A 24,666-nucleotide genomic window follows, 5' to 3' on the forward strand; every position below is an offset into this window, starting at 1 on the left:
AGACGTCGTGTCAATAAGGATGTGAACAAGACGCACCTAAACACGATCGGCCGCCGCCCGCTAGGGGGCGACGGCCGATCATGGTTTGACCTGCGGTTCTACTTGATCAGCGGCCCGAGGGGCTGACCATCACCCGCATCGTCGAGCCGTTGCGGGGCTCCTGGACGATGGAGATGCGGGTGTTCGTGTCAGAAACCTTGACACTGCCCGTGGGGTTCTCCTTGTACCAGTAGGTGCCCTTGCGGTCGTCGAAGGCCGGGGAGCCCAGGGAGGGCTTGATGCGCAGCGGCACGTCCGCGTTGTGGAGGGTGAAGCCCTCGTTCGGGTACCAGCTGAACGGCGCGTCGAACGGCTGGATCTTGTTGCGCAGGAGCGAGCCGTCCTTCCACTTCAGCGGCTTGGCGTGCGCGTCGACCGGCAGGATCAGACCCTGGCCCGGGTGGACCGAGGTGTTGTTGTCCTTCTGGGAGGTGTCCCAGAGCCAGACCAGCAGACCGTTCTGGTAGGCGTAGTGCTCGACCCAGTCCGGACGGGTGCCGGAGAAGCCGAAGTTGTACGGGCCGACCTTCAACGTCTCGTCGTAGCTGACGTACTGGCGGTTCTCCGCGATGTAGTACTGCGGGTAGTCCTGGGTGAAGGACTCGCCGATCCGCGAGAAGCCCTTCGCGGTCCAGCCGTTGTCGTCGCCCTCGGCGTTGTCCGAGAACAGCGCGGCGCCGTCGGCCGTCACGGTGATGGCGTCGGCCGCGAAGCCCTTGCCGCCCGCGCCGCCGTCCGTCTGGTAGCGGAAGCGGAGGTCGACCTTCTTGCCCGCGTAGGCGTCCAGCGGGAAGGACAGCTTCTGGTACGCGCCCGAGACGCCGGTCAGGGCCGGCTTGTCACTGGCGTCGCGCGGGAGGGCCTTGCCGTCGGCGGTGCCGTCGAGCGCGGTCCAGTTGGCGCCGCCGTTGTCGGACACCTCGGTGTAGAGGTAGTCGTACTCGGCCTCGATGTCGTACCAGCCCGAAAGGTCCAGCGTGGCCTTGGACTTACCGGTCAGGTCGACCGAGCGGGTCAGGGTGTTCGACAGGTCGTCGCCCATGTCGCTCCACCACTGCTTCGCACCCTCGGCGGGCTTGACGACGGTGGTGGTGACGGCCTTCTTCGGCAGCTCGACGAGGAGGGCCTGCGGGTTCTCGGTGTTGTACTCCGAGACGCCCAGCTTGTGCAGCGAGGTCTTGCCCGCCTTGGCCTTGTCGTAGTCGAGCCAGCCCAGCTGGAGCTTGTCCCACGAGGTCATGTCGCCCGGCAGGTTGCCGATCTCGCCCTTGCCGGTGCCGAGCCAGGAGCCCGCCGACATCAGGGACCAGAAGCCGACGGAGTTCTCGCCGCCGCCGGAGGTGTCGTAGAGGTCCGGGAGACCGAGGTCGTGGGCGTACTCGTGGGCGAAGACGCCCAGGCCGCCGTTCTCGGGCTGGACGGTGTAGTCGCCGACCCAGATGCCCGTGTCGCCGATCTGGGCGCCGCCGGCCTTGTTGCCCGCGGGACCGGTCGCACCGGCGTTGGTGCCGTACGCGTACCAGCGGTGCGCCCAGATGGCGTTGGTGCCCTCGGCGCCGCCGCCGGCCGACTCGTCCTCGCCGGCGTGGACCAGCTGGAAGTGGTCGATGTAGCCGTCGGGCTCGTTGAAGTTGCCGTCACCGTCGAAGTCGTAGCGGTCCCACTCGTCGTACTCGGCGAGGTTCGCCTTGATCTCCGCGTCGGTGCGGCCCTTGGCCTGCTGGTCCGCGACCCAGGCGTTCACGCCGTCGCGCACCGCGTCCCACACGTTGGCGCAGTTGGTCTGGCCGCAGTAGTTGGAGCCGTAACGGGCCTCGTTGTAGGGGACCTTGACCCAGTCGGAGACCGCTCCCTCGACCGAGTAGCGGCCCGAGGAGGTCTTCTCGTAGTAGGTCTTGAGCGAGTGGACGCCCTTGCCCTCGCCGAAGTAGAGCTCCTGGAAGTGCTTCTGGTTGTAGTCGGCCTTCCAGGCGGTGCTGTTGTCCTTCTTCGGGTCCGGCTTGGCGATCTTGTTGTGCGCCGGGCCCGGGGCGCCCCCGAACTTCTTGACGGGCGGCTTGGGGCCGTCGCCGTCCGGGTCGAACATGGTGGTGTTGTCGACCTGGTCGCCGAACTCCAGCAGGATGGTGAAGATCTTGTCGGTCTTCTCCCGGCCGAGCTCCACGTACTTCTTGTCGCCGAGCTTGACGACCTTGGAGCCGCTCCGGTTCGCCACCTTCTTGTCCCCGGACAGCACCAGCTCCAGCGCGGCCTCGCGCTGGGCGGCCTGCTCCTTGCTGAAGGGACCCTCCAGGTTGTGCTCCACGTGCCCCTTGGCCGGCGCCGGGTCCCGGCGGTCGACGGTGGAGACACCGGAACCTGATGAGCTGTCATGCGCCTGGGCGGTGGCGAAGGTCGACGCCGTCGCGGCGGTCGCGGCCATGGCCACGACAACGGCAGCGGCGCGAAGCGCCCGTCTCTGATTGGTCACTTGATGCAGTCCTCCCCGGGCGTCCGCGCAGCGACCAGGGGGGTGGAAAAAACGGGCCGCGCGCGTAAACGCGTCACAAGTGACGACATTCGATCGGAGTTACGAGAGAAAAGACAGACCTTGACTTGAACAGACCAACTGCACTATGCGGAGCGCCCTTCCGGTATGCGGACGGTATGGGGAGGGCATGGGAACGGCAAAGGAACACCGGAAGCCCGGACCAGGCCGTTCGCCACCTCCCAACGGGCGCGTCCCGCCGTCCGGTTGGTGAGAGGCGTGACTCCGTGCGCCCCCTGTGCACCGGTACCGTGCGTTAGGTCACGCTTACTACCGGTCCGGGTCGGGCATTCACCGTCGTAGGGTCGTTCGGCACGCACGATCGCGCCGAACGCCGCCCGCCCATCCGACGTCCCGAGGACGGAAACCGCCATGCCGCGTCCGACTGCCGCACAGTTCGCCTACGGTTCGGCCACCGTCGTCGTCACGACGCTCGCCCTGCTGCTGCTGTTCCGCACGGAGTCCGGCATCGGCATCGCCGCCGTCGGCACGACCGCGCTGGCCCTCGGCCTCCTCGTCGCCGTACGCCTGCCGCTCCCCCGCCACCGTGGAGCGGAGGGGTCCGGGCGGGCGGCGACCGCCGACGCCGCCGCCCGGACCCGCCACGCCCTGGAGGGCGTGGGAACCCGGGAGCGGGTCGCTGCGGGCCGTTCGCCGGCGCGGGCACCGGCGGACAAGCACTCGCTGCGCCGCTGAGCGGGCGGCGGCCGGAGGGCGACCGCCCGCTAGCGGGCCGCCACCACGACCGTCTTGGCCGCCTTGTCCTGCAACCCCTGCCGGTAGGGCTTGTCGGTGAACATCAGCACGATGTTGATCAGCCACCACAGGCACGGGCAGCACAGCAGCGCCGGGGCCCACAGCACGACGGCCCGCATCAGCGCGGCCCCGGTGTCGGGCACACGCCCGTCGTTGAGCATCGCGACGCGCAGCTTCAGCAGCCGCTTGCCCAGCGTGCGGCCGTCCTTGTGGGTGAAGTACGTGTCGTAGGCGACGTAGACCACCAGGCCGATGATCGACCACAGCAGCTGGTGCCCGCTGTACCCGTTGGCGACCGCGTCGCCGAAACCGTCGTCGCCGTCCCCGTTGACGTCGACCGCGCCGCCCCAGGGCAGCGAGATCAGGTACAGCGGGATCGAGATGACGAGGAAGTCGATGAGCCGCGCCAGGATGCGCTTGCCCGGCTCGGCGAGCGGCGGCATCCCGGCCAGTGGATCGGGCGCCCCGAAGCCGCCGCCGCTGCCGTACGGATCGTTCGGCGGGGGCGGGGGCGGCGGGGGCGGCGCACTGCCGTAGGGCTGACCCTCGGACGGCGGCGAGGGCTCCTGCGGCTTCTTGAGGAACGGATCGTCGTCCTCGGGCGGCTGGCCGGGCGTCGGCTGGTCGTTGCTCATGGGGGCAGTGCATCCCGCGTCACCGGGGCCCGCAACGGCTCAGGTGCGTTCGGGGGACACGGAGTGGCAAACGAGTCTAGACCGGCCCCTCGCTCCGCGCCCGGCCACGCGTCCTCCCGGGTCCGGCCGCCCGGCCCGCCCAGCCCTCGGCCCGCTCAGCCCGCTCAGCCCGCCACGAAGGTGCGGGCCGCCTTGTCGTGCCAGCACTGGCGCCAGGGCTTGTCGATCAGGCACCAGAGGACGTTGACCACGCCGATGACGAGCAGCCCCAGCACGCCGTAGACGAGCCAGCGGCGCAGGGCCGCGCCCAGGGTGGGCGCGTCGTGGGACTCGATGTCCCGTACGTCGAGCCCGCAGAGCTTCTTGCCCAGCGTCCGGCCCCACTTGGCCGTCGGCAGCGCCTCCAGGAGGAAGCCGATGAGGAGGAACGCGGCGAGCAGAGCCCCCAGCAGCGCCCCGGTGGTGGAGTCCAGCAGCCAGACGGTGACCGTCTCCCCCGTCTCCTTCGCCGCGGTGATCTTCCGGTCGATGTGGTCGAGCGCCCGGGTCGCCAGCGGGACGGCCGCCGCCCCGACGACCGCACCGAGCACGAGACTGTCGACCAGCCGGGCGGCGAACCGCTTGCCGAGCCCCGCCGGCCGGGCCGAGGCCTGGTTGCGGGCGAGTTGCTGGAAGGGATCGTCGACCGGCGGCTTCCAGGGCACGACGGGCTGGTCCGCGCCCGGCCCCTGGTGCTGGAGCTGATGCGGTTGCCGCTGGTGCGGTTGCCGCTGCTGTTGCGGCTCGGGCTGGGCCAGTTGGTGGGCCTGCTGCGCCCAGGAGGCCGAGCCGCCGCCCGGACCCGGCGTCAGCGGCGTGTGCGGGGCCGCCTGGTGCACGGGTGCGGGAGAGGGCGCCGGAGCGGGGGCGGGCGCGGGAACCTGGACCGGCCCCTGCCGCACTTCCTGCGGTACGGGGGCGGGAGCGGGAGCCAGGACCGGGGAGGCAGGTGCGGGAGTGGGCGGCGGTGCCTGCTGCACCTGCTGCGGCTGTACCGGTGCGTGCTGTGCCTGCGCCGGCAGGGCCCGGCGCGCCGGAGCCGGCGCGAGGCTGTTCCGGGCCGCGTCCACGTTCTGCGGACCCTGCTGCGTACCGGCGTTCGACGGCGCCGGGGCGGGCTGTGCGGCGTCGGGCTGTACGGAGTCGGGCCCGCGGCGGCGCGGTCCCACCGCGCGGATCGTGACCGTCCCTTCGGTCGGCGGACGCTCCCCGGCCTCCTCGGCGGAGCGGCCGTCGCCGTCCCGCGCCCCCGGCAGCACGCCGCCGGCCGGGTCCTGGGCCAGCGGCGCCCTCGGGTCGGCCTGCGCCGACGGCCGGGCGGCCGGATCCTGCGCCGGCCCGCCCCAGTCGACCCGGCGGTCCCGGTCGCCGCCGAAACCGTTCTGGCGGGCGGTGTCCGCCTGCCAGACGGACGCGGCGTCCCCGTGGTCCGCGACGGGTTCGCCGGATCCGGCCGGGGAGTCCTGGTGGCCGTCCTGCCGGCCGTCCCGGTGGTCCTCCTCCTCGTCGAAGAAGATCGGCCCGGTCTCCTCCACCGGCGCGGCCTGCGCACCTGCGGCGGGGGCGGCGGCCGGACCCGCCTGCCGGGGCGCGGGGCGGCTCGTGCCGGGGACCCAGGACGCGCCGTTCCAGTACCGGACGTAACCGGGGATGGAGGGGTCGGGGTAGTAGCCCTCGCGGGGGCTTTCGTCACCGGGTGCCGGAGTTGGCGCGCTCATCAGCGGGTCCCGTATCTCTTCGAGGCCTCAGGCCGTCCCCGCCGGGCGGGCGGACGGCCTCAATACAAGGGTCCACATCTATCAGACAGCCGCACGCCCCCGGGCCGGTCCACCTGTTTGGGACCACTTTCGGGGCCGCGTGAAGTTTTTTTGAGAAGTCGCGTAATAGGTGGCGAGGAGGGCGCTCTCTCCTTGTGCGGGACGGTCACGGGGCCGGCCCACGAGCACCGGAAGGTTGTGCATTCTCATGATGAGCATCGTGGAACGTGAGCTGGAGCTGAAGCTGGTCCTGTCCCCCGAGCGGTCCATTCCGGTACCCGCCCGGCTGACGTATCGCACGGACGACCCGTACGCCGTGCACATCGCCTTCCACATCGGCTCCGAGTCGCCCGTGCACTGGACGTTCGCCCGGGAGCTGCTGGTGGAGGGCGTGTTCCGGCCGTGCGGGCACGGGGACGTGCGGATCTGGCCGACGAAGGTCGCGGGCAGCAGCGTCATCTGTGTGGCCCTCACCTCGCCCGACGGCGACGCCCTGCTCGAAGTGAACTCGGCCGCCGTGGCCGCCTGGGTGGAGCGGACCCTGCGGGTGGTGCCGCCCGGTTCGGAGGGCGACCGGCTCGGCCTCGACGAGGCGCTGGCGGAGCTGCTGGCCCCGCTGCCGGCCGACGACCTCTGGCTGAGCGACCCGTGGGCGTCGGACGACGCGCCGTCCCAGGACGGCGAGGCGTGAGGGCGGCCGGGCAGGAGCGCCGCCGTCAGAAGAGCTTGCCGGGGTTGAGGAGGCCGAGCGGGTCGAAGGCCGCCTTGATGGAGCGCTGGAGTTCGATGCCGGTCTCGCCCAGTTCGCGGGCGAGCCACTCCTTCTTGAGGACGCCGACGCCGTGTTCGCCGGTGATGGTCCCGCCCAGTTCGAGGCCGAGGGCCATGATCGCGTCGAAGGACGCGCGGGCCCGGCGGGACTCGTCGGGGTCGGTGTGGTCGAAGCAGACGGTGGGATGGGTGTTGCCGTCGCCCGCGTGGGCGCAGACGCCGATGGTGAGGTCGTACTCCTCGGCGATGGCGGCCGTGCCCGCGAGCAGCTCGCCGAGTCGGGAGCGCGGTACGCAGACGTCGTCGATCATCGTGGCGGACTTGACGGCCTCCAGGGCGGTGAGCGCCAGCCGGCGGGCCTGGAGGAGGAGTTCGGACTCGGCCGGACTGTCCGCCGGGACCACCTCGGTGGCTCCCGCCGCCGTGCAGAGCGCTCCGACGGCGGCGAGGTCGGCCTGCGGGTCGGGGGTGTCGAAGGCGCAGAGCAGCAGGGCCTCGGTGGTCTCGGGCAGGCCCATGGAGGCCATCGCGTTGACCGCACGCACGGCCGTACGGTCCATCAGTTCGAGGAGTGACGGGGTGTGACCACGCTCCATGATCCGGCACACAGCGTCACAGGCGGCGGCCACCGAGGGGAACTCGGCGGCGAGGACGAGCTGCTGGGGCGGCTGCGGTTTGAGCGCGAGGACGGCCTTGACGACGATGCCGAGGCTGCCCTCGGAGCCGACGAAGAGCCGGGTCAGGTCGTATCCGGCGACGCCCTTGGCGGTGCGGCGGCCGGTGGTCAGGAGCCGTCCGTCGGCGAGGACGACGTCCAGACCGAGGACGTACTCGGCGGTGACCCCGTACTTCACGCAGCACAGGCCGCCGGACGCGGTGCCGATGTTTCCGCCGATGGTGCACGTCTCCCAGCTGGAGGGGTCCGGCGGGTAGTACAGGCCGTGTTCGTTCACCGCGCGTGACAGCACCGCGTTGACGACGCCCGGTTCGACGACGGCGATCCGGTCGACCGGGCTGATCTCCAGGATCCGGTCCATCTTCACCAGGGACAGCACGACGCAGCCGTCCGAGGCGTTGGCCGCGCCGGACAGACCGGTACGGGCGCCCTGCGGGACGACCGGGACGCGCAGCGCGGTGGCGGTGCGCATGACGTGCTGGACCTGCTCGACCGTGCGCGGGAGCACGACGACGGCCGGGGTGCCGGCCTCGCAGAAGCTCGCCATGTCGTGGGCGTAGGCCGCGGTGACGTCCGGATCGGTGATCAGCGCCTCGGGAGGCAGTCCCGCGCGCAGCCGTTCGAGGAGATCGCTCATGATCCAAGCGTGACACCCGGGGCCAATGGTGTGAACCCGTAGGCGGCGGCGATCCCAAGGCGCGGTGTGCTCGTATGACTGACGCACAGTGATGGCCATGGATGTCATGCCGCAGCAGGATCCGGAGTCCCGCCAGCCGCCCGAGCCGTGCCCGCAGGACCCGCAGGACCGGCAGGACCCGCAGGACCCTTACGTGATGCCGGCCGAAGGCGCCACCGCCGTACCCCCGCCGCCTCCCACCCTGCGGACGACGCTGCGCAGGGCCGCGTTCGGCGCGGTCGCCGCCGGGGTGCTGCTGGCCGGGGCGCTGGTGGCGGTGGAGGACGGGGAGGGCGGCGGGCCGAAGGAGCCGGGGCCGGTCGAGCGGGCCGAGGCGGCGACGACCGCGGGCTCCCCTGCCTCGCTCTCGGACCTCACCGCGCTGATCGGGGACCGGCAGAAGTGGGTGGAGGCCCACCCGGAGGACGCCCCGTCCCTGGCGACGCTCGGTACGGCGTACGTGGAGTGGGCGCGGCGTTCGGCGGACGCGACGTACTACGCCCGCGCCGAGGAGACCCTGAAGCGTTCGCTGGAGGCGCGGCCGGGCGAGCGCGGGAACGGGGAGGCGTGGGTGGGCCTGGCGGCCCTGGCCAACGCCCGGCACGACTTCCTCGCGGCGAAGCGGTGGGGCGAGACCGTGAGGAAGCAGCAGCCGAAGACCTGGAGCGTGTATCCGGTCCTCATCGACGCGTACACCGGGCTCGGCGACCAGAAGGCGGCGACCGCGGCGACGGAGAGGTTCGGCGAACTGCGCAAGGGCGTCCCCGCGCTGGCCCGCACCGCCGAGCTGTACCGGGGCCAGGGGTGGCGCGAGGACGCGCTGGCCACCGCCCGGGAGGCGGCGGACCGGGCGACGCAGCCCGCCGAGAAGGCCGATGCGCTGCACCGGCTGGGCGAGCTGGCGTGGGAGCGGGGCGAACCGGAGGAGGCGGTGGCGCAGTTCGACGCGGCGCTGCGCACGGACGCCGGTCACCACACCTCGCTGGCGGGCCGGGCCCGGGCCCTGGTGGCGCTGGAACGGACCGACGAGGCGCTGTCCGCGTACCAGAGCGCGCTGGAGAAGCTCCCGCGCCCGGAGTACGCCCTGGAGCTGGGCGAGCTGTACGAGTCGCTGGGGCTGGACGGGGACGCCCGCACCCAGTACACCGCGCTGCGGGAGATGGTGGCCGGGGCGGAGAAGGCGGGGGTCGACGAGTCCCTGGTGCTGGCCCGCTTCGAGGCCGACCACGGGGACCCGGACACGGCGGTGGAGCTGTTGCGCGGCCAGTGGGCGAAGCAGCACCGCAGCGCGGCGGTGGCGGACGCGCTGGGCTGGGCGCTGCACCGGGCGGGCGAGTCGGAGGAGGGCCTGGAGTACGCGCGGCGGGCCGCGGACACGGGCGTGCGGAACGCCTCGTACGCGTACCACCTGGGGGTGATCCAGCGGGAGCTGGAGGACTACGGTCCGGCGCGCCGCAGTCTGGAGCAGGCCGTGCGCACGAACCCGGCCTTCTCCCCGCTCGCGGCGCCGCTGGCCGAGGAGGCGCTGGAGGCGCTGGGCGAGCCGCCGGCGGGCGGACCGGGTGACATGCCCCCGCCCCCGCCCCCGGCGCCGCCCGCACCGGAGCCGGAGCCGGAGACGAAACGGGAGACGAAGCCCGGGACTTCGGCCCCTTCGGCGTCGGCTGCGGCCCCGTCGAAGTCCCCGGCCCCGTCGGAAGCGGCGCCTGGCGGCAAGACGGCCGAGAAGCCGGAGACGGCCGGGGCGTCGAAGAGCGCCTGACGGCGTCGAACGCCCCTGACGGGAGCCGTGAACGACGTGGGCCGCCGCGGTCCGGGGTACTGCCCCGGGCCGCGGCGGCGTTCCGTGTGGGAGACGCGGGTCAGAGGTTGCCGCGCTTCTCCTGCTCGCGCTCGATCGCCTCGAACAGGGCCTTGAAGTTGCCCTTGCCGAAGCCCATGGAGCCGTGGCGCTCGATCATCTCGAAGAAGACGGTCGGCCGGTCCTGGACCGGCTTGGTGAAGATCTGCAGCAGGTAGCCGTCCTCGTCGCGGTCGACGAGGATCTTCAGCTCGCGCAGGGTCTCGACCGGCACCCGGGTCTCGCCGGCCCACTCGCCGAGGGTGTCGTAGTACGAGTCCGGCGTGTCCAGGAACTGGACGCCGGCGGCGCGCATCGCGCGGACCGAGGCGACGATGTCGTTCGTGGCGAGCGCGATGTGCTGGACGCCCGCGCCGCCGTAGAACTCCAGGTACTCGTCGATCTGCGACTTCTTCTTCGCGATGGCCGGCTCGTTGATCGGGAACTTGACCTTGAGCGTGCCGTCGGCGACGACCTTCGACATCAGGGCGGAGTACTCGGTGGCGATGTCGTCGCCCACGAACTCCTTCATGTTGGTGAAGCCCATGACCTGGTTGTAGAAGCCGACCCACTCGTTCATCCGGCCGAGCTCGACGTTGCCGACGCAGTGGTCGATCGCCTGGAAGGTGCGCTTGGCGGGCGGCTCGACCATCGGCGAGGCCGCCGCGAAGCCGGGGAGGTAGGGGCCCTCGTAGCCGGTGCGCTCGACCAGGGTGTGACGGGTCTTGCCGTACGTGGCGATGGCGGCGAGGACGACGGTGCCGTGCTCGTCCTTGACCTCGTGCGGCTCGGTGAGGCCGCGGGCGCCGTGCTCGACGGCGTACGCGTACGCGGCGCGGGCGTCCGGGACCTCGATCGCGAGGTCGATGACGCCGTCGCCGTGCTCGGCGACGTGGTCGGCGAGGAAGGTGCCCCACTCGGTGGACGGCTTGATCACGGAGGTGAACACGAAGCGGGCGGCGCCGTTGGTCAGGACGTAACTCGCGGTCTCGCGGGTGCCGTTCTCCGGTCCGGAGTAGGCGACCAGCTTCATGCCGAAGGCGGTCGAGTAGTAGTGCGCGGCCTGCTTGGCGTTGCCCACGGCGAAGACGACCGCGTCCATTCCCTTGACCGGGAAGGGGTCGGCCTGCCGGGCGGTTTCGGGGCTGGTGTGCAGAGTCTCAGTCATGTTCGAAGGCTCTCCCCACATCGCAAGGTGCGCAATAGTTCGCACATCAGCTGGTCAATGTGCCCAGTGAATCGCCATGATGGCCGGACTATCTGTACAGGGTGACCACAGAAGGCGGCCTCATGGCGATCGATCATCTGGACGGGCGGCTCATCGTGCTCCTGGCACGCGAACCGCGGATCGGCGTCCTCGAAGCATCCCGGCGGCTCGGGGTGGCGCGCGGGACCGTGCAGGCGCGGCTGGACCGCCTTCAGTCGAACGGCGTCATCCGGGGGTTCGGCCCCGACGTGGATCCGGCGGCGCTCGGCTATCCGGTCACCGCGTTCGCCACGCTGGAGATCAAGCAGGGCCAAGGGGCCGACGTACGGGCCCACTTGGGCGGCGTACCGGAAGTGCTGGAGCTGCACACCACCACCGGGCACGGCGACATGTTCTGCCGTCTGGTCGCCCGTTCCAACGCCGATCTCCAGCGGGTGATCGACCGGGTTGTCGGATTTGATGGCATTGTCCGGGCCTCCACGGCGATCGTCATGGAGAACCCGGTTCCGCTGCGGATCATCCCGCTGGTGGAACAGGCGGCCGAGGACACCGACCGCCCCGAGGCCTCGGGGCGCCATTGATCCGAAGGAGTGCCGTGTGAGCTTCTGGGAGTATCTGAGCACCCGCCACCAGCAGCTCCTCACGGATGCGTTCCAGCACGTCAGCGCGGTCTTCCAGTGCATGGTCATCGCCACCGTGCTGGGCGTGTTCATCGGGGTGGTGAGCTACCGCAGCGGCTGGGGCGGCTCGCTCGCCATCACCTCCACCGCCACGATCCTCACCATCCCCTCGCTCGCCGCGATCGGTCTGCTGATCCCGCTGGTCGGCCTCGGCGTCGCGCCGACCGTGATCACCCTGACGCTGTACGGGCTGCTGCCGATCGTCCGGAACTCCATCGTGGGGCTGCGGGGGGTCGATCCGTCGCTGGTCGACGCGGCGACGGGCATCGGGATGTCGCGGCCGGCCCGGCTGTGCCGGGTGGAACTGCCGCTCGCCTGGCCGCCGATCCTGACCGGGATCCGGGTCTCCACCCAGATGCTGATGGGCATCGCCGCCATCGCCGCGTACGCCTCCGGGCCCGGCCTCGGCAACGAGATCTTCCGGGGCATCGCCTCGCTGGGCAGCGCCAACGCGATCAACCAGGTCCTCGCGGGCACGCTCGGCATCGTCGTCCTGGCCCTGCTCTTCGACGCCGCGTACGTCCTGCTGGGACGGCTGACCATCCCGAGGGGGATCCGTGCCTGAGACCGAGACCGACACCGGGACCGACACCGGGGCGGGCGCCACGGGCGAGGCCACCGCCACCTCCGGGGCCACCATCCAGCTGGAGAACCTCACCAAGAGCTACCCGGGCACCCCGAACCCGGCCGTCGAGAACGTCTCGATGGAGATCAGGGCGGGCGAGACGGTGGTCTTCGTCGGGCCGTCCGGCTGCGGGAAGTCCACCACCCTGAAGATGATCAACCGGCTGATCGAGCCGACGTCGGGCCGGATCCGGATCGACGACGAGGACGTCACCGACATCGACCCGGTGAAGCTGCGCCGCAAGATCGGCTACGCCATCCAGTCCTCCGGCCTCTTCCCGCACATGACGGTCGCGGACAACATCGCCCTGGTCCCGAAGATGGTCGGCTGGTCCAAGTCCCGGGTGAAGGACCGCGTGGAGGAGATGCTCGACCTGGTGGGCCTGGACCCGCGCGAGTTCCACGGCCGCTATCCGCGCCAGCTCTCCGGCGGGCAGCAGCAGCGGGTGGGCGTGGCGCGGGCGCTGGCCGCCGACCCTCCCGTCCTGCTGATGGACGAACCGTTCGGGGCGGTCGACCCGATCACCCGCGACCACCTCCAGGACGAGCTGATCCGGCTCCAGCACGAGCTGCACAAGACCATCGTGTTCGTGACCCACGACTTCGACGAGGCGATCAAGCTCGGCGACCGGATCGCGGTGCTGCGGGAGCGCTCGCACATCGCGCAGTTCGACACCCCCGAGGCGATCCTCACCAACCCGACGGACGACTTCGTCTCGGGCTTCGTCGGCGCGGGCGCGGCCCTGAAGCGGCTGAATCTGACCCGCGTACGGGATGTGGGCATCGCGGACTTCCCGACGGTGACGGTCGAGGACCCGCTCCAGTCGATCTTCAACAAGCTGCGCAGCGGCCCGCACAACGAGCTGCTGATGCTGGACCGCCGCAACCGCCCGTACAAGTGGCTGCGGCGCGGAGACCTGATGCGGGCGCGCGGTTCGCTGGCGCGGGCCGGGCAGTTGGTGCACGACACGGTGACCCGGGACGCCACGCTGCACGACGCGCTGGAGGCGGTCCTCACCGACAGCGGGGGCCGGGTCGCGGTGACCGGGCGGCGCGGGGAGTTCATCGGGGTCGTCGACATGAAGACGCTGATGGACAACGTGCAGGAGCTGCTGGAGGCCGACCGGCTGACGGCGATGGAGCACCAGCACGAGCTGGAGGAGCTGCGGGTCCACCGGACGGAGCAGGAGCTGGAGGGGGGTGGCGGCGGAGTATGAGCCCCAGCCATCGGTCCGGCTCCGGCAAGGGCCCGGCCGCCCCCACCCGGCCGCCGGGCGAGCACGACGTCAAGGGCCACGCGTTCCACGACGAGGAGAGCGACCCCTCCCCCGCCCCGGGCGCGCCGGAGCGCCGGTTCACCTGGCGGAAGCTGGTGATCCTGCCGGTGGTGCTGGTGGTCATCGTGGTCGTCACCTACGTCTGGATCACCAACATCCACCTGGACTCGATCGCGGAGAACTCCCTGACCGGCGGCAATGTGCAGCTGCGCTGGTGGCAGCACGTGCGGCTGACGGCGATCTCCACGTTCTGGGTGCTGATCATCGCGATCCCGCTGGGCATCGCCCTGACCCGGCGGCGGCTGCGGAAGGCGGCCCCGGCGTTCACCGCGCTGGCCAACATCGGGCAGGCGACGCCCGCGATCGGTCTGCTGGCGCTGCTGGTGATCTGGCTGGGCATCGGCCCGCGGACCGCGATCATCGGGATCGTGATCTACGCGGTGCTGCCGGTGCTCTCCAACACGGTGGCGGGCCTGCGGGCGATCGAGCCGAACATGATCGAGGCGGCGCGCGGGATGGGGATGTCCGGCCGGGGCGTCCTGATGAAGGTGGAGCTGCCGCTCGCGGTGCCGCTGATCCTGGCCGGGGTGCGTACGGCACTCGTCCTGAACGTCGGTACGGCGACGCTGGCGACGTTCGGCGGGGGCGGCGGGCTCGGCGACCTGATCACCTCGGGCATCCAGACGCAGCGGATGCCGGTGCTGATCATCGGCTCGGTGCTGACGGTGGTGCTGGCCCTGCTGGTGGACTGGCTGGCGTCGCTGGCCGAGCTGGCGCTGACGCCGCGCGGGCTGGAGGAGCGATGAGGAGGAGACTGCTGCTGGTGGTGGTGCCGGTGCTGCTGGTGAGCGGCTGCGGGCTCAAGAGCGGTTCGCCGATGGTGGACGAGGTGTCGCCGGGGTCGGTCGGGCAGGGCGAGCCGCTCAGGGGCGCGACGCTGACGGTGACGTCGAAGAACTTCAGCGAGAACATCATCCTGGGCCAGATGACCGGCCTGGTGTTCAAGGCGGCCGGGGCGGAGGTCCTGGACCGGACGAACCTGCCGGGTTCGATCAGCGCGCGCGAGGCCATCATCAACGGCGACGCCGACGCGCAGTGGGACTACACCGGCACCGGGTGGATCACCTTCCTCGGCCACGCCGACCCCATCGTCGACCCGAGGAAGCAGTACGAGGCGGTGCGGGACGAGGACAAGGGCAACGGGGTGGTCTGGCTGCCGCCGGCCCCGCTCGACAACACGTACGCGCTGGCCATCAGCAAGAAGAACAACGCCAAGTACAGGCTGAAGACCCTCTCGGACGTCGCGGCTCTCGCCAAGAAGGACCCGGGCGCGGTGACGATCTGCGTGGAGAACGAGTTCGCCTCCCGCGACGACGGGCTGCCCGGCATGGAGAAGAAGTACGGGATGAGGATCCCGGCGGGCAACATCCGGAAGATGGACGCCGGGATCATCTACACCCAGGTCTCCGGGTCCGACTCCTGCCTGCTGGGCGAGGTGTTCACCACCGACGGACGGATCAAGGCGATGGACCTGGACGTCCTGGAGGACGACAAGAACTTCTTCCCCAACTACAACGCCTCCCCCGTCATCCACGAGGCGACCTTCGAGAAGTACCCGGTGATCGCGGAGCTGCTGGACCCCCTCGCGAGGAAGCTGACGACGGAGGTCGCGCAGACGCTGAACGCCAAGGTGGACGTGGAGGGCGAGGACCCGCACGAGGTGGCGAAGGACTGGCTGGTGGCGGAGGGGTTCATCGAGGAGGAGTGAGGTGCAAAGAACCGTTGCAAAGAATCCTTGCAAAAAAGTCTTGCAAAGGTTTCTTTGCATCGCTACCTTCGAGCCATGGCAGAGAACGAGGACGCCCGCCCCTACCGCTACGACGGCACCGACCGGAAGATCCACCAGGTCGACGCCCGCACCTTGCGGGCCATCGCACACCCCCTCCGGATGCGGCTGCTGAAGGCGCTGCGCGAGTCCGGCCCCGCCACCGCCTCCAAGCTCGGCGATCGGCTGGGCGAGTCGAGCGGCGCGACCAGCTATCACCTGCGCCAGCTCGCCGAGTCCGGCATGGTCGAGGACGCCCCGGAGCTGGGCAAGGGCCGCGAACGCTGGTGGCGGGCGGCCCACGACGGCTCGACCGTCGAGAGTGCCGAGTTCCGGACGCACTCCGACCCCGAGGTGCGCGGCGCCATCGACTTCGTCCTCCACGAGACGGCCACCGGCCACGCCGCGGAGCTGAACACCTGGCTGGGCACGATGGACGACTGGCCGCAGGAGTGGCAACGCAGCTGGGACATGAGCGACTTCACGATCCGCCTCACCCCCGAGCTGGCGCTGGAGCTGGCCCAAAAGGCCCAGGAGCTCGTGGAGAGCTACCGGGGCCGCGTCCCCGACGACGCCGAGGGATCGGCCGTCGTCCGGACCCACCTGCACACCTTCCCGCGCCGTTCCGAGTGAGCACCGAGAAGCCAACAGCCCGCCATACGAAGGGAATCGCCTGATGCACGCCGACGTGCACCACGTCCTGCACACCGCCCGCGCGTCCGAACTCCAGCGCGAGGCGACGGCGTTCCGCCTCCCCCGCACCAGCCTGCGCACCCGGGTCGGCTGGACCCTGGTCGAGGTCGGCCTCCGGCTGGCACAGAGCCAGGACAGGTCGGCGACCCGCGCGCCCCGCACCGGCACCGTCCGTACCGCATAAGAGCCCAACGACCATCTCGGGGGAGACAGCACCATGGGGAACCGCACCCCGCTCGCCGCCACGCTCGCGGCGAACTCCGTATCCACAGCGGGCACTTCACTGACCCTGATCGGCGTCCCCTGGTTCGTCCTGGAGACCACCGGCAGCGCGGGCCGGGCCGGGTTCGTCGCCTTCTGCGCCACCCTGCCGATCGTCGTCGCCGCCCTGATCGGCGGACCGGTCATCGACCGGATCGGCCGCCGCCGGGTCGCCATCGCCTCCGACGCCGTGTGCGCGTCGGCCATCGCCGCGATCCCGCTGCTGCACTTCGCCGGTGTCCTCGACTTCTGGATGCTGTGCGTGCTGATGGCGGTCAACGGGTTCGCCCACACCCCGGGCAACACCGCGCGCTACGTCCTGATCCCGGATCTGGCCGAACACGCCGGCACCACGCTCCCCCGGGCCGCCAGCCTCTTCGACGCGGTCTCGCGCGGGGCCCGGATGGTGGGCGCGGCGCTGGCCGGCGTCCTCATCGCCTTCGCCGGCGCGGAGACGGCCCTGCTGCTGGACGCGGCGACCTTCGCCCTGTCGGCGCTGCTGATCGCCGCAGGAGTGCGGGGCATCCGCGCGGCCGAGCCGCGGAAGGCCGAGGCCCCGGTCTCGCTGCGCGTCTACGGCTCCGAACTCCGCGAGGGATACACCCACTTGCTGGGCAACCGGCTGCTGCTGGCCATCGTGGTCATGGTGATGTTCATGAACGGCACCGACCAGGGCTGGTACGCCGTCCTGCTCCCCGTGCACGCCGAGGCCGAGCTGGGCGGCGCGACCGCCATCGGACTGCTCACCGCGATGTTCGGGGCGGGCGGGCTGGTGGGGGCCCTGCTGTACGGGGCGGTGGGGCACCGGTTCTCGCGGCGGACGGTGTTCACGGTGTGCGTGATCCTGTGCGGTGCGCCGAGGTTCCTGGTCGCCGCGGTGACCGGGACGACGCTGCCGCTCGCGGTCACCATGCTGCTGGGCGGGATCGCGGGCGGCGTGCTGAACCCGATCCTGACGACGGTCGTCTACGAGCAGGTGCCGGACCGGCTGCGCAGCCGGGTGTCGGGGGCGCTGACGGCGGGCTGCGAGTTCGCCATGCCGCTGGGCGGGCTCGCGGCCGGGCTGCTGGTGGAGGGCGTGGGCGCGACGGGGGCGCTGCTGGCGCTGGGCGGGGTCTACTTCCTGGCCACGCTGAGCCCGCTGGTGTTCCCGTCCTGGCGGACGCTGGACGACGTGCCGGGGGCGGAGCCCGTACGGCCGGCACCACCCGTACAGCTGTCGCCACCCGTAGAGTCCGTGCCGTCGGCGCAGGTCAGCAGCCCGGCACCTTCCCGCCCGACTCCAGGGCCCTGAGCGAGGCGACCGCGTCCTTCAGCGTGGAGACGGGCACGATCCGCAGCCCGTCGGGCGCCTCGGCCTCCGCCTGTGCGCACTCGGCCTTCGGCACGAGGAAGACGCTCGCCCCGTCGCGGTGGGCGCCCTGGGCCTTCATCGACACACCGCCGACCGCGCCGACCTTGCCGGCCGCGTCGATCGTCCCCGTACCGGCGATGGTGCGGCCGCCGGTGAGGTCGCCGCCGGAGCCGTCGCCGTCGAGCTTGTCGATGATGCCGAGGGAGAGGAAGAGGCCGGCGCTCGGTCCGCCGACGTCGCCGAGGTCCACCTCGACGCGCATCGAACCGGGCTCGCGGTCCAGGTAGTCGAGGGCCGCGTCGACGGCGACGTTCTGCGACTGCCTCATGTCGTCGAGGTTGTGCTTCTCGATCTCCTTCTCGGAGCCGCCGGTGGGGTAGACGGAGTCGCGCGGCATGACCGCCCGGTCGGTCCGGAACCAGCCGTCGACCACCTCGCCGATGCGGACGTCCGCCTTCGGCCCGGTGGCGAGGATCGTCGTCATCCTCAGCTGCCCGTCGGTGGGCCGGGTCTCGGCGCCGGTGATGGTGATCACCGGCCGCCCGTCGTCCTCGCCGAGCACGTCCGCGGTCAGCCCGGGCCGGGCCAGGGTGAACGGCAGCGGTGCGAAGGCCGCCGTACCGAAGAGGGCGAGGACGGGCAGCGCGCAGAGGGCGAGGACGCGGGGGCGCGTGAGACGAGTGAGCACGCACCCAATCTAACCGCCGCCCTGCGCCCGGAACGCTCCAGGCGTACGCCGCCCCCGCAGCCCCAGCCGCCCCGGCCGCCCCCCGCGTCCCGGCGAGGGGAGGGCGGGCCCGGGTGCTCCCCGGCCGGTACGCGCCTACCGCAGCGCGTCGGCCACCTCCCGGGCGGCGTCGAGCACGCGGGGCCCGACCCGCTCCGGTACGGCGTCGGCGAGCATGACGACACCGACGCTGCCCTCCACGCCCGAGACCCCGACCAGGGGCGCGGCCGCCCCACTGGCCCCGGCTTCGAGTTCGCCGTGGGTGAGGGTGTAACCGGGGTGTCCGGCCTCCGTGGTCTGCCGGGCGGACAGGATGGCCCGGCCCGCCGCGCCCCGGTCCAGCGGATGCCGGAAGCCGGCCCGGTAGGCCACGTGGTAGTCGGTCCAGGTGGGCTCGACGACGGCGACCGCGAGGGCGTCGCTGCCGTCGACGAGCGTGAGATGGGCGGTGGCCCCTATGTCCTCGGCCAGGGAACGCAGCGCGGGCAGCGCGGCTTCCCGGACGAGCGGGTGCACCTGTCGGCCGAGCCGCAGCACACCGAGGCCGACCCGGGCGCGGCCGCCCAGGTCACGGCGGACCAGGGCGTGCTGCTCCAGGGTGGCGAGCAATCGGTAGACGACGGTCCGGTTGACACCGAGCTTGTTGGACAACTCCGTGACGGTCAGGCCGTGATCGGTGTCGGCGAGCAGTTTGAGGACGCGCAGTCCTCGGTCGAGCGTCTGGGAGGTCTCCGCTGTCACGACGCCCTCTCCTCTTCGGGGTGAGCGACGACGGTCCTGCTCCGGCGGGGTTGCGACGCCGGTCCCAGCGGCGACGCACGGAGAGGCCGCCGGCCTGGCAAGGCACCGGCTGCGCTCCGCGGCGGCGTTGCCACGGGGCGTTCATATGGCGGGGACAGTAGCGATCCAGTCCGCTCAGCGGAAGTCCTCGTCCAGAATCCGGTCTCCGGACCCGGAGCCCCGGAACGGCCCGCGCATAAGGGCCGGTCAGCGGGACTACGTCCGAAAAGCGAACATCTACGCGCGTTCACGTGTCACGACTGGCGCACGACAGGGCGCGGCCGGGGGTGAACCCGCGTTAACAGTGCGTGAAGGATTGGTACACGATTCCCTGCCCTGCTGCCCCGCCCTCCTGCCCACCCTGCTCCCGGCGAGGACGGGAAGAGGGGAGGGCGGCACGCGTATCCGTATGCGTGCCGCCCTCCCCTTCTCCCGTCCTCCCGATCACGTCATGCGCGTCGCCCACTCCTGGACCTTCACGATGCGCGTCTGGATCTGGTGCGCCGTGGCCTCCGCGCTCGGCGGGCCGCCGCAGACCCGGCGCAGTTCGTTGTGGATCACGCCGTGCGGCTTGCCGCTCTGGTGGGTGTAGGCGGAGACCATCGTGTTGAGCTGCTTGCGCAGGCTCAGCAGCTGCTTGTGGGTGACCACGGGCCGGGCGTCGGCGGGCTTCTCCAGGAGGTCGGCGTCCTCGGCCGGCTTCTGGCGGCTGTGCGCGATCTGCCGGCTCTGCCGCTTCTGGAGGAGAAGCTGGACCTGGTCCGGTTCGAGGAGCCCGGGGATGCCGAGGTAGTCCTGTTCCTCCTCGGAGCCGGGGTGGGCCTGCATGCCGAACTCGGCGCCGTCGTACAGCACCCGGTCGAAGACCGCGTCGGACTCCAGCGCCTCGAAGGGCAGTTGCTCCTCGGTCTCCTCGTCCTCCAGCCGCTCCGCGTCGGCGAGGAGCTTGTCCTCCTCGGAGAACGGGTTCTCCTCGTCGCTGCCCTTCTTCGGCTTGTCGAGCACGTGGTCGCGCTCGACCTCCATCTCGTTGGCGAAGTCGAGGAGCATCGGGATCGTCGGCACGAAGACGGACGCGGTCTCGCCGCGCCGGCGGGACCGCACGAAGCGCCCCACCGCCTGGGCGAAGAAGAGCGGCGTGGAGATCGTCGTCGCGTACACGCCGACCGCGAGGCGTGGCACGTCGACGCCTTCGGACACCATGCGGACCGCGACCATCCAGCGCGACTCGTCCCCGCTGAACTGGTCGATCTTCTTGGAGGCGGCCTTCTCGTCGGAGAGGACCACGGTCGGCGTCTCGCCGGTGACCTTCTTGAGGATCTTGGCGTACGCGCGCGCCGACTCCTGGTCCGTCGCGATGACGAGCCCGCCCGCGTCGGGGATGCCCTTGCGGACCTCGGTGAGCCGCTTGTCGGCGGCGGAGAGCACGTTGGGGATCCAGTCGCCCGTGGGGGCCAGCGCGGTGCGCCAGGCCTGCCCGATGGCGTCCTTGGTCATCGGCTCGCCCAGCCGCGCGGCGATCTCGTCGCCCGCCTTCGTGCGCCAGCGCATGTTGCCGCTGTAGCTGAGGAAGATGACCGGGCGGACGACGCCGTCGGCGAGCGCGTTGCCGTAGCCGTAGGTGTAGTCGGCGGAGGAGCGGCGGATGCCGTCGTTGCCCTCCTCGTACGCGACGAACGGGATCGGGTTGGTGTCCGAACGGAACGGCGTGCCGGTCAGCGCGAGCCGTCGGGTCGCCGGGTCGAACGCCTCCTGGCAGGCCTCGCCCCAGGACTTCGAGTCACCGGCGTGGTGGATCTCGTCGAGGATCACGAGCGTCTTGCGCTGCTCGCAGCGGTTGCGGTGCAGCATCGGGCGGACGCCGACACCGGCGTACGTCACGGCGACCCCGTGGTACTCCTTGCTCAGCGGGCCCGCGCTGTAGTCGGGGTCGAGCTTGATCCCTATCCGCGCGGCCGCCTCCGCCCACTGCTTCTTGAGGTGCTCGGTCGGGGCGACGACGGTGATCTGCTGCACGACATGGTGGTGCAGCAGCCACGACGCGAGGGTCAGCGCGAACGTGGTCTTGCCGGCGCCGGGCGTCGCGACGGCGAGGAAGTCGCGCGGCTGCTCCTGGATGTACCTCTCCATGGCGCCCTGCTGCCAGGCTCGCAGCTTGCCGGCGGTGCCCCAGGGGGCGCGGCCGGGAAAGGCGGGTGAGAGGTGGTGGGAGGCGGTGGTAGTAGTCACGGTCTCCGGTTCGGGGCTCTCGGGTACGTGGGGCGCTGTCCGCACCGGGCCCGGCCCTGATCGGACCGGCCCGCGATACGACAACCGGGCCACCCTACCGGGGGCCCGGAGAAGATCTCGTACGAACGAGCCGTGGTGCGGTTCCGTTGAGACGCTCTTCACAGAGTCGCCAGCGGGGCCGGTACCCGACCCGCGGGCGGGCCCCGAAGCCCGCCCGCACGCCCCTCACCGGGCGGGCTTCTCCCGCACGACGACCCGGGTCGCCACCCAGGCCCCCACCAGCGCCACCCCCGCCATCGGCAGGAACACGGCGGCGAACGCGCCCGGGTGCGAGCCGGCGGCTCCGGCCTCCACCGCCCCGTGCCCGGCCGCGCCCACCGCCCCGCCGCCGAGCGCGGCGAAGGCCGCGCCGCCGCCGGCCAGGAGCAGCACGTTGGAGAGCCCGTCGGAGATCTGGAGGGCGGCGGAGTTGGAGCCCGCCTCCTCCGGGGCCGACAGCTTCAGCAGCAGCACGCTGGTGGAGGCGATCACCATGCCCATCCCGAAGCAGCCGAAGGCCCAGGCGACGGCGACGGTCCAGACCGGGACCCCCTCGATCAGCACCGAGGGCGCGACGGCGATCGAGGCGGCGACCAGCACCATGCCGCTGACCATCAGCCGCTCCCGGTGGGGCTCCATGCGCGGCCGGGACTGGACGAACGAACCGAGCGCCCAGGTCGCCCCGCCCACGGCCAGCGAGAGCCCGGCCATCGTCGGGGACAGCCCGCGCTGGGTGACCAGCATCAGCGGTACGAAGGACTCGGCGGCGATGAACGACCCGGCGGCGACCCCGCGCAGCAGGACCACCGAGGGCAGCCCGCGCCCCGCCCGTACGGTCCCGGCGGGCAGCAGGCCGCGGACGGCGGGCACCAGCAGGGCGACGCCGAGGGCGGCCGGCAGGAGGGCGAGCCAGTTCAGCTCCTGCCCCGCGTACTGGAGCAGCCCCGCCCCGGCGGAGATCCCCAGCGCGAGCCGGATGCGGCGGCGGTCGTACGGCTCGGTGGCGGCGGCCGGGTCGGCGGGCCCGGAGGCCGTCCGCCGGATCGCCGGGAGGGCCAGGACGAGCGGGATCACGATGAGGGCCGGGATGCCGACGAAGACCCAGCGCCAGCCGAGGTGCTCGGTCACCGTCCCGGAGGCGAGCGGCCCGACGACGGAGGGGATCACCCAGCTCGCGGCGAAGGCCGCCAGGATCGCGGGCCGGATGCGCTCGGGGTAGGCCCGCCCGATGACCACGTACAGGGCGACGATGACCAGCCCGCCGCCGAGTCCCTGGACCGCCCGGCCCGCGATGAAGACCCACATGCTGGTGGCCGCCCCGGAGAGCAGCAGACCGACGCCGAACGCGGTGATCCCGGTGGCGAGCGGCTGGAGCGGCCCGCGCCGGTCGGCCCACTGCCCGGAGAGGACCATGGCGAACAGGCTGGTGGTGAAGTACGCGGAGAAGGCGAAGGCGTAGAGAGGGATCCCGTTCAGCTCGCGCGCGGCGACCGGCATGGCCGTGCCGACCGCCGTGGCCTCGAACGCGATGAGGAACACCACGGAGACGATGCCGATGCTGAGCGCCCGGTAGGTGCGCCCGAGGACCCCTTCGACGGCTGCGAGGGGGATGTCGGACAGCGGGTCCGGGGAGCGGTCGTCGGTCGCGGGCGGCGCGAGGTGTGCGGCATCGGCGCCGTCACGCGGTTCGAGGGCGGTCATGGGCCCAGCGTAAGGGGCATGGGGCGGTTTGAACCCTGTCGATGTGCGGCACCGCACTCGGCCCTTGGTCGTAGGTCCCGGGCCCCGGCACCGGCCCGGGTGTGAACGGCGTATGGCAGTCGCGTTGCGGGCCTGCCGGATTCCTTGAGGCTACGGGCGACTGCCCGTAGCGTCGTGGACAGCAAGGAAGCACCGCAGGAGAAACACCGCAGGAGAACGAGAACAGCGCCACCGCACCACGCTCGACCGTGTGCCCGAGAGGTTCAGGGGCTCGACTGCAACTCGAGTTACACCGGTTCGAATCCGGTCACGGTCTCCATCGCGAAGCCGCCGTCCCCGCCATCGGGGGCGGCCGCTTCCGTTTCCGCACGGGCCGTGGCTTCCGTTTCCGCACGGTCTCTCACCCGGTCCTCAGGGCCTTCATCACCTCGCGGGTGTCGCTGATCAGATCGCCCTGGTAGGCGAGCATCTCAGGCTGGTCCACCACGTCGGGCAGGCCGCCCCTTCCGTCGTCGATGTCCGGAGGAGACATCCAGGAGGACAGGGTGAGCGTCACGACGGCACCGCCGTCCACCACCTGCACGCGCATGGACTCGTCCTCCATGATCAGCAGATAGGCCAGGTCGCCGAGGTCCGGTACGCGCTCCACCCGGTCCACGCCCGTGCCGTCGATCTCCGTCAGCGTGCTGCTCGCCTCGAACTCGGGGCGCGGGTCGGTCTCCTTGTGCAACTCGGCCGTGAGGGAGGCCTGATAGCCGCTGGACCAGCCCGAGGCCTCCTCGCCGTCGGGCGGCCGCACCACCGCCACCGTGAAGTCGACGGTGCAGCGGATGCGGCGGAGGGCGGGGTGCTCGATGCCGTCCAGTTCGGTCGACGGCTCGGCCGCCGGCTCCCCCACCGCCTTGCCGAGCGCCTTCAGCTCCACCGCCGCGCAGGTGTCGGACTCCACGCGGTAGCCGCGCGGGTCGGGCTTCCGGTCGCCGCCGATCCCGTAGCCGAAGACCGCCGTCGCCCACACGGCCGACGCCGTCAGCGCCCCCGCGGCGGCCCACAGCAGCCCCGGCACCCGGCGTCGGCCGCCGCCCGCGGGCCCCTGCCCCGGATCGAACCCGCTCACCACGTCCGTGGGCCCGTCCGGCCCGGGTTCGCCCACCAGTTCCGGTTCAGTGATCACGTACGGGCTCTCCCCTGGTCGGACAACGGTGCGAACCTTCGGACGGGTTCGGCCCTCCGCCGCATTCTCCAGCTCTCCCGGCCCGCCGGAAAGCCTCGGGGCGTGTTCCTCCCCCGTCGCTGACCGTTGCCGAGGAGCGAGCAGAGCCGCGCGTCACCGGGTCACGCGGGGTCCAGTGACGGCCGGGCCTCCAGCCCTCCGTCGTTCTCGCAGTCCAGTTCCTTCGCCATGGCCAGCGAGACGGAGTGGGCCACGGTCGCGTAGGCGTCCTTCAACTTCTGCGGGTCGCCCTCGGGTTCCCCGGATGCCCAGCGCTCCACGCCGACGGAACCGGCGCGACCGCCGGACCGCCCCCTCACGCGGACGGCGGCGCCGGGTA

The 24,666-nt window shown here is 71.7% G+C and carries 22 protein-coding genes and 1 tRNA gene; 12 read left to right on the top strand and 11 right to left on the bottom strand.

Translation table 11 applies throughout. From position 1 onward, the window contains the following. Positions 1 to 106: 106 nt before the first annotated feature. Positions 107 to 2,509, bottom strand: coding sequence for an immune inhibitor A domain-containing protein (locus tag OG245_RS13140; protein ID WP_371623702.1), 2,403 nt, complete (start codon positions 2,507 to 2,509; stop codon positions 107 to 109). Positions 2,510 to 2,938: 429 nt separating this feature from the next. Between OG245_RS13140 and OG245_RS13145 the strand changes: the two genes are divergently transcribed. After that, the gene (locus tag OG245_RS13145; protein ID WP_371623703.1) at positions 2,939 to 3,262 is read left to right on the top strand and encodes a hypothetical protein; all 324 of its coding nucleotides are present in this window, start codon (positions 2,939 to 2,941) and stop codon (positions 3,260 to 3,262) included. Positions 3,263 to 3,291: 29 nt separating this feature from the next. Here the strand turns inward: OG245_RS13145 and OG245_RS13150 are convergent, their stop codons facing one another. Further along, on the bottom strand, positions 3,292 to 3,957 hold the full coding sequence (locus OG245_RS13150) for an RDD family protein (RefSeq protein ID WP_371623704.1): 666 nt from the start codon (positions 3,955 to 3,957) through the stop codon (positions 3,292 to 3,294). A gap of 164 nt (positions 3,958 to 4,121) precedes the next feature. Beyond that, positions 4,122 to 5,714, bottom strand: a complete 1,593-nt coding sequence (locus tag OG245_RS13155) for an RDD family protein (protein ID WP_371623705.1) — start codon at positions 5,712 to 5,714, stop codon at positions 4,122 to 4,124. 247 nt (positions 5,715 to 5,961) lie between these two features. On the opposite strand from OG245_RS13155, the gene OG245_RS13160 reads away from it, so the two are divergent. After that, on the top strand, positions 5,962 to 6,444 hold the full coding sequence (locus OG245_RS13160) for an SsgA family sporulation/cell division regulator (RefSeq protein WP_371623706.1): 483 nt from the start codon (positions 5,962 to 5,964) through the stop codon (positions 6,442 to 6,444). Between the two features lie 25 nt (positions 6,445 to 6,469). On the opposite strand, the gene OG245_RS13165 is transcribed toward OG245_RS13160, so the two are convergent. Beyond that, positions 6,470 to 7,837, bottom strand: a complete 1,368-nt coding sequence (locus tag OG245_RS13165) for an FAD-binding oxidoreductase (RefSeq protein WP_371623707.1) — start codon at positions 7,835 to 7,837, stop codon at positions 6,470 to 6,472. Positions 7,838 to 7,934: 97 nt separating this feature from the next. Between OG245_RS13165 and OG245_RS13170 the strand changes: the two genes are divergently transcribed. Beyond that, entirely contained in the window at positions 7,935 to 9,638 is a 1,704-nt protein-coding gene (locus OG245_RS13170; RefSeq protein WP_371623708.1) for a tetratricopeptide repeat protein, read from the top strand. 100 nt (positions 9,639 to 9,738) lie between these two features. On the opposite strand, the gene hppD is transcribed toward OG245_RS13170, so the two are convergent. Beyond that, entirely contained in the window at positions 9,739 to 10,884 is a 1,146-nt protein-coding gene (gene hppD / locus OG245_RS13175) for a 4-hydroxyphenylpyruvate dioxygenase (RefSeq protein WP_371623709.1), read from the bottom strand. Between the two features lie 122 nt (positions 10,885 to 11,006). Here hppD and OG245_RS13180 point away from each other — a divergent pair, with 122 nt between their 5' ends. The 8 genes from OG245_RS13180 to OG245_RS13215 all read left to right on the top strand — a co-directional run bounded on the left by OG245_RS13180 (position 11,007) and on the right by OG245_RS13215 (position 17,577). Then, the gene (locus OG245_RS13180; RefSeq protein WP_371623710.1) at positions 11,007 to 11,504 is read left to right on the top strand and encodes an Lrp/AsnC family transcriptional regulator; all 498 of its coding nucleotides are present in this window, start codon (positions 11,007 to 11,009) and stop codon (positions 11,502 to 11,504) included. Between the two features lie 16 nt (positions 11,505 to 11,520). Then, positions 11,521 to 12,168 carry an ABC transporter permease gene (locus tag OG245_RS13185; RefSeq protein WP_371623711.1) on the top strand — a complete coding sequence of 216 codons (648 nt, stop codon included), beginning with the start codon at positions 11,521 to 11,523 and terminating at the stop codon, positions 12,166 to 12,168. Then, positions 12,161 to 13,444, top strand: a complete 1,284-nt coding sequence (locus OG245_RS13190) for an ABC transporter ATP-binding protein (RefSeq protein WP_371623712.1) — start codon at positions 12,161 to 12,163, stop codon at positions 13,442 to 13,444. Before OG245_RS13185 ends, OG245_RS13190 begins: the two co-directional genes overlap by 8 nt. Then, positions 13,441 to 14,310 carry an ABC transporter permease gene (locus OG245_RS13195; protein WP_371623713.1) on the top strand — a complete coding sequence of 290 codons (870 nt, stop codon included), beginning with the start codon at positions 13,441 to 13,443 and terminating at the stop codon, positions 14,308 to 14,310. The genes OG245_RS13190 and OG245_RS13195 overlap by 4 nt, the downstream gene beginning before the upstream one ends. Then, positions 14,307 to 15,272, top strand: coding sequence for a glycine betaine ABC transporter substrate-binding protein (locus OG245_RS13200; RefSeq protein WP_371623714.1), 966 nt, complete (start codon positions 14,307 to 14,309; stop codon positions 15,270 to 15,272). Before OG245_RS13195 ends, OG245_RS13200 begins: the two co-directional genes overlap by 4 nt. Before the next feature lie 75 nt (positions 15,273 to 15,347). Continuing rightward, the gene (locus OG245_RS13205; RefSeq protein ID WP_371623715.1) at positions 15,348 to 15,962 is read left to right on the top strand and encodes an ArsR/SmtB family transcription factor; all 615 of its coding nucleotides are present in this window, start codon (positions 15,348 to 15,350) and stop codon (positions 15,960 to 15,962) included. A 43-nt stretch (positions 15,963 to 16,005) separates the two neighbouring features. After that, positions 16,006 to 16,206: a hypothetical protein gene (locus OG245_RS13210; RefSeq protein WP_371623716.1), complete on the top strand. Its 201-nt coding sequence runs from the start codon at positions 16,006 to 16,008 to the stop codon at positions 16,204 to 16,206. Positions 16,207 to 16,239: 33 nt separating this feature from the next. Further along, positions 16,240 to 17,577, top strand: a complete 1,338-nt coding sequence (locus OG245_RS13215; RefSeq protein WP_371623717.1) for an MFS transporter — start codon at positions 16,240 to 16,242, stop codon at positions 17,575 to 17,577. Here the strand turns inward: OG245_RS13215 and OG245_RS13220 are convergent. The 4 genes from OG245_RS13220 to OG245_RS13235 all read right to left on the bottom strand — a co-directional run bounded on the left by OG245_RS13220 (position 17,537) and on the right by OG245_RS13235 (position 23,113). Continuing rightward, positions 17,537 to 18,325 (bottom strand): S16 family serine protease, encoded by a 789-nt coding sequence (locus OG245_RS13220; protein ID WP_371623718.1) that lies wholly within the window; start codon positions 18,323 to 18,325, stop codon positions 17,537 to 17,539. The two genes, OG245_RS13215 and OG245_RS13220, sit on opposite strands and share 41 nt — an antisense overlap. A gap of 135 nt (positions 18,326 to 18,460) precedes the next feature. Continuing rightward, positions 18,461 to 19,105, bottom strand: coding sequence for an IclR family transcriptional regulator (locus OG245_RS13225; RefSeq protein WP_018958460.1), 645 nt, complete (start codon positions 19,103 to 19,105; stop codon positions 18,461 to 18,463). 483 nt (positions 19,106 to 19,588) lie between these two features. Continuing rightward, entirely contained in the window at positions 19,589 to 21,373 is a 1,785-nt protein-coding gene (locus OG245_RS13230; RefSeq protein ID WP_371623719.1) for a DEAD/DEAH box helicase, read from the bottom strand. A 225-nt stretch (positions 21,374 to 21,598) separates the two neighbouring features. Next, entirely contained in the window at positions 21,599 to 23,113 is a 1,515-nt protein-coding gene (locus OG245_RS13235; protein ID WP_371623720.1) for an MFS transporter, read from the bottom strand. Positions 23,114 to 23,357: 244 nt separating this feature from the next. Here OG245_RS13235 and OG245_RS13240 point away from each other — a divergent pair. Further along, a tRNA-Cys gene (locus OG245_RS13240) sits at positions 23,358 to 23,432 on the top strand. Positions 23,433 to 23,513: 81 nt separating this feature from the next. Here the strand turns inward: OG245_RS13240 and OG245_RS13245 are convergent. Then, the gene (locus OG245_RS13245) at positions 23,514 to 24,287 is read right to left on the bottom strand and encodes a hypothetical protein (protein WP_371623721.1); all 774 of its coding nucleotides are present in this window, start codon (positions 24,285 to 24,287) and stop codon (positions 23,514 to 23,516) included. 161 nt (positions 24,288 to 24,448) lie between these two features. After that, complete coding sequence (locus tag OG245_RS13250) at positions 24,449 to 24,607, bottom strand: hypothetical protein (RefSeq protein WP_371628103.1); 159 nt, start codon at positions 24,605 to 24,607, stop codon at positions 24,449 to 24,451. Positions 24,608 to 24,666 lie beyond the last annotated feature (59 nt).

Source organism: Streptomyces sp. NBC_01116, assembly GCF_041435495.1.
Classification (GTDB): domain Bacteria; phylum Actinomycetota; class Actinomycetes; order Streptomycetales; family Streptomycetaceae; genus Streptomyces.